Raw genomic sequence first — 13,241 nt, forward strand, 5'->3', positions numbered from 1 at the left:
TCCGGCCGGGCAGGCGGGCCTCAGCCCGCCTCCACCCGTACCCGGACCTCCCCGTCGCTCCCCGCGAGGAACACCGGCGTCCCTGCCCCACCGAGGTCCCGCACGGCGGCGAGGTCCTCCGCCGGGAGGGACTCGGCACCGGAGACGACCGCCGCCGCCTCCAGGGACTCCGCCCCGGACGCCACCGCCATCGCCACCGCGGTCCGCAGCGCGGACAGCCGGAGCGAGTCGAGAGCGACCGTCCCCGCCACGTACGTACGACCGGTCTCGTCCCGCACGGCCGCCCCCTCGGGCACACCGTTGCGGGCCCGGGCCGAACGGGCCAGGGTGACGATCTTGCGGTCCTCGGGGTCAAGCGCGGCGCTCTCAGTCATGTCCCGAGCATACGAAAGGGGCCCCACTACATCGCCACCGGATGGATCGAGCCCCGGCGCCCCTCGGGCGAGGCCAGCCACGCCAGCTTGCCCGCCGTGTCCGTCCCGGCCCGCTGCAGCGGCGTGTGCAGCGCGATCGTGAGGTCGGGCCGCGCCGGCACCTTCAACTGCGTCGACTCGAGGACCAGCGCCCCCACCACGGGGTGCTCGATGTCCTTGGCGAGCTGCCCGCCGGGCAGGATGTCCCAGCGCTCCCACAGCGCCGTGAACTCCGGGCTCGCCGCCTTCGCCCGGGCGATCACCTCGGCGAAGCCGTCGTCACCGGGGCGCTCCGAGCACGCGGCCCGGTACATCGCCACGATCTGCGGGGCGTTCTGCTCCCAACTCTTCGCGCGCGCCCGGTAGATGGGGTCGGTGAAGAAGGCGAGCAGGCAGTTGTCGGAGGTCTCCGAGCGCATGCCGAGCACCGAGGCGGCCGCGTCGTTGTACATGACGCAGTTCCAGTACGCGTCCATGATGTGCGCCGGGTACGGCATCCACGTGTCGATGAGCCTGCGCAGCCCCTCGCTCATGTCCCGGTCGCTCCGGGCGACCTCCGGCGGGGGCGGGTTGAGCCCGGACAGCACGTACAGATGACGCCGCTCGGCGCTGCTCAGCTTCAGCACCCGGGCCACGGAGTCCAGGACCTGCGGCGAGACGGAGATGTCGCGCCCCTGCTCCAGCCACTGGTACCAGGAGGCGCCGACCCCGGCGAGCACGGCCACCTCCTCGCGGCGCAGTCCCGGCGTGCGGCGTCGGGCGCCGCCGTCCGGCAGCCCGGCCTCGGCGGGGCTGACCCGCGCGCGACGGCTCATCAGGAACTCCCGCAGCTCGCCGAGGCGGCGCGCCTTCGACCCCTCCGTGACCGACGCTGTCGCCATGTGGTGCTCCCCCAAGCCCTGACTGGTGTTCCGACCACCAGCATAAGTTCCCGCTCCCCACGTCTATTCCGGCCGCCGCACGCTCTTGACCATGGCGATCGACACCACCACTGCCCCCTCTCCCCGACCCGCGCCACCCGCGGCGCGCCCCGAGGACCCCAGGCTCTCCCGCCGCGACCGGCTCGTCCTCTTCGTGCTCTGCGCCGCCCAGTTCATGGTCGCGCTGGACTTCTCCGTGCTGAACGTGGCGCTGCCCGTGCTCGGCGCCGACCTCGGCATGGACCGGTCCGCGCTGCAATGGGCGGTCACCTCCTTCGCGCTGCCCTCCGGCGGTTTCCTGCTCCTCTTCGGCAGGACCGGCGACCTCTTCGGGCGCCGGAAGCTGTTCCTCGCGGGCCTCGCCCTCTTCGGCCTGGCCTCGCTGCTCGCCACCTTCGCGTGGGACCCGGCGTCCTTCCTCGCCGGACGCGCCCTGCAGGGGCTGGGCGCCGCGGCCATCGTGCCGACCGGCATGTCGCTCCTGACGACCACGTTCCCCGAGGGCCCGCAGCGCGACCGGGCGCTCGGCATCTCCGGCACGCTGCTCTCGCTCGGCTTCACGGTCGGCATGGTGCTGGGCGGCGTACTCACCGACACCCTCGGCTGGCGCTCCACGATGGGCGTGCTGACCCTCTTCGCGCTGCTCGTGCTGCCGCTGGCCCCCGGACTGCTTCCCGAGTCGCGCACCCCGGACCGCCCCCGCCTCGACGTCCCCGGTGCCGTCACGGTCACCGGCGGCCTGCTCTTTCTGATCTACGCCCTCTCCACGGCGGCCGAGCGCGGCTTCGGCGGCACGGACGTCATCGTCGCGCTCGCGGCGGGCGTGCTCCTCCTCGCGGCCTTCGGATACGTCGAGTCGCGCGCCGCGTCCCCGCTCGTCTCGCTGCCCATGCTGCGCCGCCGCACGGTGGCGTGGGGCAACCTCGGCGGCCTCGTCACCTTCTCGATGATGTCGACGGTCATCTTCGTCCTGACCCTCTACCTCCAGGAGATCCTGCACCTCTCCGCGCTCCGCACGGGCCTGGTCTTCGGCGTGCAGGGCCTGCTGTCGGTGGTCGCGGGCACCTTCGCGCCGAAGGTCATCGGCCGCTTCGGGGCACGCCGCGCACTCGCCGGTTCCCTGCTCGGGCAGGGGCTGTTCGGGCTCGCGCTGCTCGGCATCGGCGAGAGCGGCCGGTCGGTGTGGCTCGCCACGGCGGCGGTGTCGCTGGCGAGCATGTGCCACCTGGGCGCCATCGTCTCGTACGGCGTGACGGTCACCTCCGGCGTGCCCGACGAGGAGCAGGGCCTGGCGACCGGCCTGGTCACCTCGACGCAGCAGGTCGGCATCACCATCGGCATCCCGCTGCTCGGTGTCCTCGCGACGACGGGCCCGGATCTCCTCACGGGCACCCGGACGGTGCTCCTCATCGACGCAGGGGTGGTCCTGGTCGCGGCGGCCGCGGTCTTCCTCGGACTGCGCCGCGACGGGGCCCGCGCCTGACCGCCGGACGCGGGACGGGTCCGCCCCCGTCAGTGGCGGGCCGTCCCCGCGTCGTGCGGGAGGTCTCGGCGGGCGGTGGCCGGGGGCGACCCCGTCACCCGGGCGACGAACGCCGTCCAGGACCCGGGCCGGAAGGCGAGCACGGATCCGCCGGGCCGGGCGGAGTCGCGGACCAGTACCGCATCACCGGTCCAGGCGATCTCCACGCAGGTCCCCGCGCCGCCGTCGCTCGCACTGCTCTTGCGCCACGTCCATGAGCCGCCCACGCTTCTCCTCCACCCCGGGTGCGGAAGGCCAGCCGTCACGTTCCCCGCGCGGCTGGTGCAGGGACACGCAGCACCTCTTCCAGAATAACGGGGCGTCATACGAATATGAACGAGCCGTTTCTCGCCAAGCTCCCGCCCGCCAGGGGCAGTTGGGGACGCCTCACTCGGCAGGCTGCTCCCGTACGACCCCTTGGAGCAGCGCCTCCAGGTCGTCGCGGCCCTCTTCCGTCCTGGCCGCGAGCAGCTGCAGGAGCAGGGCGACGTCGTCCTTGACGGCGAGGTCCTCCAGCTCCCAGAACCTCTCCAGGTAACGGACGGTCTCCTCGGGGGCGTTGGTGGTGTAGGCGTCGCCCCGCGGATTCTCCAGATACAGCGAGTCGGGCATCTCCTCGGCCTCGAACTCGAAGTGACTGAAGGGACCCTGGATACCCGCGTGGGCCCCGATGCTGAACGGGAGGATCTGGATGGTGACCCCGGGACGCTCCGACAGCTCGGCCAGCCGCTCCAGCTGGGCCCGCATCACCCCGCGGCCGCCGACGTGCCGGCGCACGACCGCCTCGTCGAGGATGTAGAAGACCTGCCGGCCGCCCGAGGTGAGCAACTCCTGCCGGGCGAGGCGGACTTCGACGCTGCGCTCCAGGTCCTCGTCGGGGATGTTCTTGTCGTAGGAGCGCATGATCGCGCGGGCGTACTCCTCGGTCTGCAAGGGACCCGGCATCAGCAGCGCGCCGTAGTGCCGGATGATCGACGCGGACGCCTCCAACGCCAGGAACTGCAGGAATTCCTTGCTGTAGAGGTCGCGGTACTCGCTGTAGGGCATCCGCCGGCCGCCGCGGGCCAGGTCGAGCAGCTCCTCGATCTTGCGCCGGTCCCGGATCCCGTACGCATCCAGCAGGGGCCTCAAGTCGTTGACCGAGATACCGACTTCACCGGCCTCGATGCGGATCAGCTTGGAGGGGCTCCACTCCATCTTGGCCGCGACCTGCCGCTGCGTCAGCTGGGCAGCGGTCCGCGCCTTGCGGAGCTCGGTGCGCAGCCGCAGCCGGTGAAGTGCCGCACTCGGCACGCTCATGATGGCTCCACCCCCAACCGGACCGTGCGAGGTGCAACATAGCAGACTAGCAGCTTACTCATCGAGACCTTCCGGGACGACAGTTCACGCCACTGTCAGGAGACCTGAGGTCCCCCGCAACGGCAACCGCAGAGGGGCTGTCCGGTCGACAGCTCCCGGAAAGCTATATCGCATTCAGCGAGCTTTGGAAGCGGACCCTTACCTCAGCGAGGTGCCGGATGGCACTACCCACGTGGCGATGTGCAGGCTACGCTGGCACGGAGGGGTAGCTTGCTTCAACTGTCCGACGGGGGAAGGAGGTTGAACACCGGAAGACCATCGGTGGAACTCACTCCAACGAGTGGCACCGGTTGTCCGGCCGGCTGGTTCGCCGACCCGGCGATTCCCTCTTCCTGCCGCCGCCCGTTCGTGGATCGCCGCGGTATCCACGACTGAGCGTGGGACCAGGAAGGAGAACGAGCCCCATGGCCGACAAGCCGGACGGGCGTCGTGCCACCCGCACGTGGACCGACTGGGCCGCCCGCGCGGCCCCGTGGACCAGCCTCATCCTGGCACTCGGCGAGTGCTTCGAGAGGTGGGTACTTCCCCACGTGTGACAGAGAGCCGGCCCCGGCCCGGGAGGGCCGAGGCCGGACACGGCGGACGCCATCGCACGACGTTTCCACTCCGAGTTCCCTTGGCCGGCAGCCCGGAGTGGGAGCGTTTCGAATCCGCCTGCCACTCCATTCTGCCGTCCCACCACCCCGATGGCGAGGGGCTGTTGGGACACTCCGCACGGTGTAACCGGCCCCCGCGCGCCCCTCAGGGGCGGTCGAGCCGCAGCCGCACGTCCCGCGGCAGACCCGCGACCACCAGGTCGTACGAGTCCTCGATCAGCTCCCTGACCTGCCGGTCCGGCAGCCCCGCGGCGACCGAGACCGTGTTCCAGTGGCGCTTGTTCATGTGGTAGCCCGGCACGATCTGCGGGTGCGCCTCGCGCAGCCGGACGGCGATGTCGGGCTCGCACTTGAGGTTGACGGTGAGCGGGTGACCGTCGAGGGCCGTGAGCGCGAACATCTTCCCCGCCACCTTGAAGACCGAGGTCTCCGGCGTGAAGGGGAACTCCTCCACCGCGCCGTTGAAGGACAGGCAGAACGCGCGCAGCTCATCCGGCGTCATCCGGACTCCTCCGCCTTCACCGGCTCGCCCTCGTCGGCGGCGACGGGCTCCACGAGCACCGTCATGATGCGGTTGCGACGGCCCGCGGCGGACTCCGCGGTGAGCCTCAGCTCCCGCTCGTCGGGGAGCGGCACGACCGCCGACGCCCCCGCGATCGGGACCCGGCCCAGCTGCTTGGCGAGCAGCCCGCCGACGGTCTCGACGTCCTCGTCGTCGAACTCCTCGAACCCGAAGAGCTCGCCCAGATCGCCGATGTCGAGCCGCGCCGTCACGCGGTAGCAGCCGTCGGCGAGCTCCTCCACGGGCGGCAGCTCGCGGTCGTACTCGTCGGTGATCTCCCCGACGATCTCCTCCAGGATGTCCTCGATGGTGACGATGCCGGCGGTGCCGCCGTACTCGTCGATCACGACGGCCACGTGGTTGCGCTCCTGCTGCATCTCGCGCAGCAGGTCACCGGCGTTCTTCGTGTCGGGCACGAAGGTCGCCGGGCGCATCGCCGTCGAGACGAGCTCGGACTCGCTGTCGCGGTTGATGTGCGTCTTGCGGGCCAGGTCCTTCAGGTACACCATGCCGACGACGTCGTCCTCGCTCTCCCCCGTCACCGGGATGCGGGAGAAACCGGAGCGCAGCGCGAGGGTGAGCGCCTGGCGGATCGTCTTGAAACGCTCGATGGCGACCAGGTCCGTGCGGGGCACCATGACCTCGCGGACCAGGGTGTCCCCCAGCTCGAAGACGGAGTGGACCATGCGCCGCTCCTCGTCCTCGATGAGGGACTCCTTCTCGGCGAGGTCCACCATGGCCCGCAGCTCGGCCTCGGAGGCGAACGGGCCGCGCCGGAAGCCCTTGCCGGGGGTGAGGGCGTTGCCGATGAGGATCAGCAGCGGCGGGATCGGGCCCATCACGCGGGCCAGCGGCAGCAGGACGTACGCCGCGGCGGTGGCCGTGTTCAGCGGGTGCTGGCGGCCGATGGTGCGCGGGGAGACCCCGACGGCGACGTAGCTGACGAGGACCATCACGCCGATGGCGACGGCGAGGGCCTGCCAGGTCCGGTCGAACTCCCGCAGACAGGCGTAGGTCACCAGGGCGGCGGCGGCCATCTCGCAGGCCACCCGGACGAGCAGCGCCACGTTGAGATAGCGGGTCGGGTCCGCGGCGACCTGGGCGAGCTTCGCGCTGCCGCGGCGCCCCGAGCGGGCCGCCTCCTCGGCGCGGAAGCTGGAGACCCGGGCGATGCCCGCCTCGGCGCACGCGGCGAGCCAGGCCACGATCACGAGGGCGACGGCACCGGCGATCAGCTGGGGGCTCATGGCGCTACGAGACCGTGGGCGCCGGGGACGGGCCGGTCAGGCCCTGCTCCGCGCGCCAGCCGTCGACGATCGCGGCCTGCAGGCCGAACATCTCGGCCTTCTCGTCGGGCTCCTCGTGGTCGTACCCGAGCAGGTGCAGCACGCCATGGACGGTGAGGAGCTGGAGCTCCTCGTCCATGGAGTGCTGCGTCGGGGCGTCCTTGCCCTGCTGGAGGGCGACCTCGGGGCAGAGCACGATGTCGCCGAGGAGGCCCTGCGGGGGCTCGTCGTCGTCCTTCATGGGCGGCCGCAGCTCGTCCATCGGGAAGGACATGACGTCCGTCGGCCCCGGCAGGTCCATCCACTGGATGTGCAGCTGCTCCATGGCGTCGGCGTCGACCACGATCACCGAGAGCTCGGAGAGCGGGTGGATGCGCATCCGCGCGAGGGCGTAGCGGGCGATGTCGAGGATCGCCTGCTCGTCGACCTCGGTTCCGGATTCGTTGTTGACGTCGATCGACATGGTGGTGCTCGTCTACTTCCCGTTGCGGCTGTCGTGCTGCTCGTACGCGTCGACGATACGGCCGACCAGCTTGTGCCGGACCACGTCGTGGGAGGTGAGCCGCGAGAAGTGGATGTCCTCCACACCGTCGAGGATCCGCTGGACCTCGCGCAGACCGCTCTTGGTGCCGCCGGGCAGGTCGACCTGGGTGATGTCACCGGTGATGACGATCTTCGAGTCGAAGCCGAGGCGGGTGAGGAACATCTTCATCTGCTCGGCGCTGGTGTTCTGCGCCTCGTCGAGGATGATGAACGCGTCATTGAGCGTGCGGCCACGCATGTACGCCAGCGGAGCGACCTCGATCGTTCCGGCCGCCATCAGGCGCGGGATCGAGTCCGGGTCGAGCATGTCGTGCAGGGCGTCGTAGAGCGGGCGCAGGTACGGGTCGATCTTCTCGTACAGCGTGCCGGGCAGGAAGCCGAGGCGCTCGCCGGCCTCCACCGCGGGGCGGGTCAGGATGATGCGGTTGACCTGCTTGGACTGCAGGGCCTGCACGGCCTTGGCCATGGCGAGGTAGGTCTTGCCCGTACCGGCGGGGCCGATGCCGAAGACGATGGTGTGCTTGTCGATCGCGTCGACGTACCGCTTCTGGTTGAGGGTCTTGGGGCGGATGGTGCGGCCCCGGGACGAGAGAATGTTCTGCGTGAGGACCTCGGCGGGGGTCTCCTCCCCGCCCGTGCCGTTCTCGTCCGCCCTCAGCATGGCGATCGAGCGTTCCACTGCGTCCTCCGTCATCGGCTGACCGGTGCGGAGCACCAGCATCATCTCGTCGAACAAGCGCTGGATCAGGGCGACTTCGGGGGCGCTGCCCACCGCGCTGATCTCGTTGCCCCGGACATGGATGTCGGCCGCCGGGAAGGCCTTCTCGATCACCCGCAGCAGGGCGTCGCCGGAGCCGAGGACCGTCACCATCGGGTGGCTGGCGGGGACGGTGAAGTGGGCTCGGGCCTGGTTCTGCGCGTCGGTGTGAGTCGTGGGTGTCTGAGTCATGGGCCGGCTCTGAAGGCCTGCTCATCCTCCTCGTGCGGGGCTTGGTGGCCGCGTGACAGCCTTGCTGCGTCAAGGGTACGACGGGCCGCCCGGTCGCCCGTAGGACTTTTCCCGGCACGGGGCTCCCGGCGCCCCCTGGCGGGCGCGGGCCCGCCGCTACGCCGACCTGAAGCCGATCGTCGGCACCGCCCGCCGCAGCGGCCACGGACGGTTCGTCGCGGGCAGCAGGCCGTCCAGGAAGGCGTACCTGCGCAGGGCCAGCGGGTCCTGGTCCTCGACCTCCCGCACGCGGCGCCACCAGGCGCCCACCTCTGCCCAGCCGGGCGCGGAGAGGGAGCCGCCGAATTCCTGGACGGAGAGCGCCGCCGTCAGTCCGGCGAAGGCGAGCCGGTCCGCGAGGGGCCAGCCGGCCAGCGTGCCCGTGACGAACCCGGCGACGAAGACGTCGCCGGCCCCGGTGGGGTCGAGCGCCTCGACCTCGATGGCCGGGACCTCGGCCGTCTCGCCGGTCCGCCCGTCCACCGCGTACGCGCCCTCCGCGCCGAGCGTCACCACCGCCAGCGGCACGTGCTCGGTCAGCGCGCGGGCCGCGGCGCGCGGGCAGGAGGTGCGCGTGTACCGCATGGCCTCCTCCGCGTTGGGCAGGAACGCCTCGCAGTGCCGCAGGTCGGGCAGGCCCGCCAGGTCCCAGCGGCCGGTGTCGTCCCACCCGACGTCGGCGAAGATGCGGGTGCCGCTGCGCGCCGCCTGGGCGATCCACGGGGCGCTGGTGCCGGGGGTGAGCGAGGCGACGGCGGCCCGCGCGCGGGGCGGGCACGAGGGGGCGCCGCCGTCGGGTGCGGCGGCGTCCGGGGGCGGCTCGTGGCCGTGGCTCACCATGGTGCGTTCGCCCTCGTACGCCATGGAGACCGTCACCGGGGAGTGCCAGCCGGGGACGGTCCTCGACGGCGTGAGGTCGATGCCCTCGCCCTGTTCGAGGGCGTCCCAGCAGTACTCCCCGTAGTGGTCGTCGCCGAAGGCCGCGGCGAGCGAGGTGTGCAGGCCGAGCCGGGCGAGCGCGGTCGCCATGTTGGCGACGCCGCCGGGGCTCGACCCCATGCCGCGCGCCCAGGACTCGGTGCCGCGCACGGGCGCGGAGTCGAGGCCGGTGAAGATGATGTCGAGGAACACCGTGCCGGTGAGGTAGACGTCGCAGTCCGGGTCACCGGCCCTGCGGGCAGCCTTCAGCGGGTCGACGGTGGGCTGTGCTGGTACGACCATGCAGGCAACGTAACGGACGAACCCCGTGACAGGCCCGGGGTTCCCCGCGCGGCACGTCGGGGGACGCGCGCGGGGCGCTACCAGCGCGGCACCGCAGGGGTCGTCCACCGCGGGTCGGCCGCCCGCATCGCCGCCGCGTCGTCCCGCTCGCGCAGGGCGCGGAAGTCGTCGTCCAGCCAGCGCGCGTGCAGGGCGGCGAGCCGGTCGCGGTCGAGTTCGACGCCGAGTCCCGGGGTGTCGGTGACGGCGACCCTGCCGCCGGAGAAGCGCGGGCGTGAGGTCAGCACGTCCTCGGCCTGCCACGGGTAGTGCGTGTCGCAGGCGTGGTCGAGGCCGGGCACGGTCGCGGCCACGTGGGTCATGGCGGCGAGGCTGATCCCCAGGTGGGTGTTGGAGTGCATGGAGACGCTCACCCCGAACGTTCGGCAGACCGCGGCCAGTTCGCGGGTGCGGCGCAGTCCGCCCCAGTAGTGGTGGTCGGAGAGGACCACTTGGACGGCCTTCCGGGCGAAGGCCGCGGGTATCTCCTCGAAGGTGGTCACGCACATGTTGGTGGCGAGCGGCACGCGGGTGCGGGCGGCGACCTCGGCCATGGCGGGCGTGCCGAGCGCCGGGTCCTCCAGGTATTCGAGTACGTCGCCGAGTTCGGCCGCGACCTTCAGCGAAGTCTTGACGGACCAGGCGCCGTTGGGGTCGAGCCGCAGCGGCCGGCCGGGGAAGGCCTCGGCGAGGGCGCGGATGGCGGCGGTCTCCTCGTCCGGCGGGAAGACGCCGCCCTTGAGCTTGAAGGAGGAGAAGCCGTACCGCTCGGCGAAGAGCCGGGCCTGGGCGACGATCCCGGCGGGGTCCAGGGCCGCGCCCCAGGTGTCGGCCTCGGTCCCGGGGTGTCCGGCCCACTTGTAGAAGAGGTACGCGCTGTACTCCACGGACTCGCGCACCTTGCCGCCGAGGAGTGCGTGCACGGGCAGTCCGAGCGTCTTGCCGAGGGCGTCGAGGCAGGCCACCTCGAAGCCGGAGACGACGGAGAGCCGGAGTTTGTCGGCGGTCTGCACGCCGCGCAGTCCGCCGACGTCCACGGAGTCGTCGATCCGTGCGGCGTCGACGGCCACTTCGTCCGCGAGTGTGAACAGGGCGTTCAGGTCGGAGACCGGGTGCCCGACGAGACGTTCGGCGAGCGGACGCGCGAGGTCCAGGTATTTCCCGTCCCCGTACGTCTCCCCGATCCCGCTGACGCCACCGGCCGTGACCACCTCGACGATGAGCCTCGGGGTGTAGGGCTGGTGGACGCCCTGGGTGTTGAGGAGCGGCGGGTCGGCGACGAGGACGGGGGTGAGACGGACGTCCGTGATGACGAGACTCTGTCCATGCATGAGAACGGAGACTAGGTATGCGAACCAGGTGGCGTCAATGGGCCGCGGACCCCGGGCCCGGCGATGGACCCGGGGCCCACGGCCCGGGACCGCTAGAGCCCCGCCTCGATCAGGTCGGCCGCCCGCCGCGCCCCGCCCTCGGCGCGGACCTCGGCCCTCAACTCGGCGGACCTGCGCGCGACATCGGGATCCGCCACCAACCGAAGCAGCGCCGCCCGCAGGACGTCCGCGGTCACGTCCGTGTCCAGGCGCAGCGCGACGCCCAGCTCGACCAGCCGGTCCGCGTTCATCGGCTGCTCGGCGCCCTGCGGCACGGCGATCATCGGGACACCGGTGTAGAGCCCTTCGGAGCTGCTGCCCATGCCGGCGTGGGTGATGAAGGCGTCGGCCTGTTCGAGCACGGCCAACTGCGGGACCCAGGAGCGGACTTCCACGTTGGCCGGGAGGTCGGGGCCCAGCTCCGCGGGGGCCACGTGCCTGCCGATCTGCAGCACGACGTGCCACCCCGGCAGCTCGCCGAACGCGGCGACGCACCTCCGGTAGAACTCCGGCCGCACGGTGTACGCGGAGCCGAGCGAGACCAGGAGCACCTTCTCCGCCCCTTCGGGCCGCGTCCAGCTCTCCGTGGCCGCGCGGCCCCCGACGCAGGGTCCGACGAAGTCGACGCGTCCGGCGTCGACGGTGTCGGCGTGCGGCTGCATGGCCCGCGGGATGGTGGCGAGGGCCCGCGGCGGGACGCCGGAGAACTCCCCGACGTCCGTCGTGGTGGCCCCGCATCCGGCGAGCCACTCCTTGAAGCGGGCCTCCAGGGCGGCGGCACCCGGCAGCCGGGCGAGGACCGCCCCGACGTCCTCCTGGTAGCCGCCCCACGCCACGAAGGTGGGCGACAGCTGTACGAGCGGGCGGCCCTGGGCCTCGGCGAGCGCCCGGGCGACGTACGCGCCGATGTCGTACAGGTACAGATCGGCGGGATCGTCGTCGTACGCCGCGTGGAGTTGGGGCAGGACGGCCATCGCGTCGTCGAGGAAGAGCGCACTGGCCTCGATCGGGTCCTCGGGCCAGATGTTGTCGCGGAACGGCAGCGTCGAGTCGTACGGGACGAGTTCGGCGCCGGTGGATTCGATCAGCCCGGCGGTGGCCGGGTCGTTGGCGTACGTCACGCGGTGGCCGCGCGCCACCAGCTCACGGATGATCTCCAGGCCGGGCAGCACGTGGCTGACCATCGGGACGCCGATCATGGCGATGTGGGCACGACGAGGGGCAGGTCGGCGAGATGACATGGGAGTTCCTTCGCGGACGGAGAGCTACGGATGCGGACACGGCGGCCCGCCGCCACGGCCCCGAAGAGGGGCGGGCGGGGGCCCGAGGGCCGTGTCAGCCGTAGATCTGCGCGATGGTGTCCATGCCGAGACCGTAACCCCGCGCCCGGCGGTCAGTCGAACGAATAAGCCTCGACCTCGGCGAGGTAGCGCGCCCGCAGCGCCTCGTCCGCCGCGTCCCGGTCGAGGAAGGCCGCCTCGAAGGAGTTCCGCGCGAGGGCGCGCAGCCGCTCCTGGTCGAGGCCGAGCGCCTCGCGCACCGCGTGGAAGGTGTCGTCGACGTATCCGCCGAAGTAGGCCGGGTCGTCGGAGTTGACCGTGCACATCAGGCCGGCGTCCAGCATCCGGGCCAGCGGGTGCTCCTCGAGCACGTCGATGGCGCGCAGCCGGACGTTGGAGAGCGGGCAGAGCGTGAGCGGCACGCGGTCGCGGACCAGGCGCTCCACCAGCTGCGGGTCCTCCATGCAGCGCAGCCCGTGGTCGATGCGCTCGACGCGCAGCACGTCGAGGGCCTCGGTGATGTACGCGGGCGGGCCCTCCTCGCCGGCGTGCGCGACGAGCCGCAGGCCGAGGGCGGCGGCGGCCTCGTACACCTCCTTGAACTTGACCGGCGGGTGGCCGACCTCGGCGGAGTCCAGGCCGACACCGATGATCCGGTGGAGGTGGGGCCTCGCGGCCTCCAGCGTCTCCATCGCGGACTCGGCGGACTGGTCGCGCAGGAAGCACATGATGAGGCGGGTGGAGACGCCGTGCCGCTCCTCGCCGCGGTCCAGGGCGCGGGAGAGGCCCTCGATGACGGTGGCGATGGGGACGCCGCGCGCGGTGTGCGCCTGCGGGTCGAAGAAGATCTCCGCGTGCCGCACGCCCTGCGCGGCGGCGCGGGCGAGGTAGGCGTCGGCGAGCTCCTCGAAGTCGGCCTCCGTGCGCAGCACCGCCATCAGGCTGTAGTAGAGGTCGAGGAAGCTCTGCAGGTCGTCGAAGAGGTAGGCCTTGCGCAGCTCTTCGGTGTCGGCGTAGGGCAGTTCGACGCCGTTGCGGGCGGCGAGGGCGAAGGCCAGCTCGGGTTCGAGGGTGCCTTCGATGTGGAGGTGGAGTTCGGCCTTGGGGATCGGCATGGTGCGGTCTCGTTCGGTTCGGGGAGG

14 protein-coding genes are annotated in these 13,241 nt (G+C 71.9%); 2 read left to right on the top strand and 12 right to left on the bottom strand.

All coding sequences use genetic code 11. The annotated features are described in order from the left end of the window. Positions 1 to 20: 20 nt before the first annotated feature. On the bottom strand, positions 21 to 374 hold the full coding sequence (locus ACZ7DY_RS12070; RefSeq protein WP_471133370.1) for a cytidine deaminase: 354 nt from the start codon (positions 372 to 374) through the stop codon (positions 21 to 23). A 26-nt stretch (positions 375 to 400) separates the two neighbouring features. After that, positions 401 to 1,294, bottom strand: a complete 894-nt coding sequence (locus ACZ7DY_RS12075; protein ID WP_471133372.1) for a helix-turn-helix transcriptional regulator — start codon at positions 1,292 to 1,294, stop codon at positions 401 to 403. Between the two features lie 91 nt (positions 1,295 to 1,385). Between ACZ7DY_RS12075 and ACZ7DY_RS12080 the strand changes: the two genes are divergently transcribed. Continuing rightward, positions 1,386 to 2,816, top strand: a complete 1,431-nt coding sequence (locus ACZ7DY_RS12080; protein ID WP_471133374.1) for an MFS transporter — start codon at positions 1,386 to 1,388, stop codon at positions 2,814 to 2,816. Positions 2,817 to 2,845: 29 nt separating this feature from the next. Here ACZ7DY_RS12080 and ACZ7DY_RS12085 read toward each other — a convergent pair whose 3' ends face one another. Further along, positions 2,846 to 3,082, bottom strand: a complete 237-nt coding sequence (locus tag ACZ7DY_RS12085; RefSeq protein WP_471133376.1) for a DUF397 domain-containing protein — start codon at positions 3,080 to 3,082, stop codon at positions 2,846 to 2,848. Positions 3,083 to 3,242: 160 nt separating this feature from the next. After that, on the bottom strand, positions 3,243 to 4,154 hold the full coding sequence (locus ACZ7DY_RS12090; RefSeq protein ID WP_471133378.1) for a helix-turn-helix domain-containing protein: 912 nt from the start codon (positions 4,152 to 4,154) through the stop codon (positions 3,243 to 3,245). A gap of 464 nt (positions 4,155 to 4,618) precedes the next feature. Between ACZ7DY_RS12090 and ACZ7DY_RS12095 the strand changes: the two genes are divergently transcribed. Further along, positions 4,619 to 4,750, top strand: a complete 132-nt coding sequence (locus ACZ7DY_RS12095) for a hypothetical protein (RefSeq protein ID WP_471133380.1) — start codon at positions 4,619 to 4,621, stop codon at positions 4,748 to 4,750. Between the two features lie 205 nt (positions 4,751 to 4,955). Here the strand turns inward: ACZ7DY_RS12095 and ACZ7DY_RS12100 are convergent, their stop codons facing one another. The 8 genes from ACZ7DY_RS12100 to ACZ7DY_RS12135 form a co-directional block, all read right to left on the bottom strand. Beyond that, on the bottom strand, positions 4,956 to 5,312 hold the full coding sequence (locus ACZ7DY_RS12100) for an MmcQ/YjbR family DNA-binding protein (protein WP_471133382.1): 357 nt from the start codon (positions 5,310 to 5,312) through the stop codon (positions 4,956 to 4,958). Then, positions 5,309 to 6,619, bottom strand: a complete 1,311-nt coding sequence (locus ACZ7DY_RS12105) for a hemolysin family protein (protein ID WP_471133385.1) — start codon at positions 6,617 to 6,619, stop codon at positions 5,309 to 5,311. The genes ACZ7DY_RS12100 and ACZ7DY_RS12105 overlap by 4 nt, the downstream gene beginning before the upstream one ends. A gap of 4 nt (positions 6,620 to 6,623) precedes the next feature. After that, positions 6,624 to 7,121 (bottom strand): rRNA maturation RNase YbeY, encoded by a 498-nt coding sequence (ybeY, locus tag ACZ7DY_RS12110; RefSeq protein ID WP_471133387.1) that lies wholly within the window; start codon positions 7,119 to 7,121, stop codon positions 6,624 to 6,626. 12 nt (positions 7,122 to 7,133) lie between these two features. After that, complete coding sequence (locus ACZ7DY_RS12115) at positions 7,134 to 8,150, bottom strand: PhoH family protein (RefSeq protein WP_471133389.1); 1,017 nt, start codon at positions 8,148 to 8,150, stop codon at positions 7,134 to 7,136. A 156-nt stretch (positions 8,151 to 8,306) separates the two neighbouring features. Beyond that, on the bottom strand, positions 8,307 to 9,410 hold the full coding sequence (locus tag ACZ7DY_RS12120) for a carbohydrate kinase family protein (protein ID WP_471133391.1): 1,104 nt from the start codon (positions 9,408 to 9,410) through the stop codon (positions 8,307 to 8,309). A gap of 77 nt (positions 9,411 to 9,487) precedes the next feature. Next, positions 9,488 to 10,780, bottom strand: a complete 1,293-nt coding sequence (locus ACZ7DY_RS12125) for a glucarate dehydratase family protein (protein ID WP_471133394.1) — start codon at positions 10,778 to 10,780, stop codon at positions 9,488 to 9,490. A 92-nt stretch (positions 10,781 to 10,872) separates the two neighbouring features. Then, complete coding sequence (locus ACZ7DY_RS12130; RefSeq protein WP_471133397.1) at positions 10,873 to 12,060, bottom strand: macrolide family glycosyltransferase; 1,188 nt, start codon at positions 12,058 to 12,060, stop codon at positions 10,873 to 10,875. Positions 12,061 to 12,212: 152 nt separating this feature from the next. Further along, positions 12,213 to 13,214 (bottom strand): adenosine deaminase, encoded by a 1,002-nt coding sequence (locus ACZ7DY_RS12135; protein WP_471133399.1) that lies wholly within the window; start codon positions 13,212 to 13,214, stop codon positions 12,213 to 12,215. Positions 13,215 to 13,241: the final 27 nt, after the last annotated feature.

This window comes from Streptomyces sp. NPDC037013, from assembly GCF_055607265.1.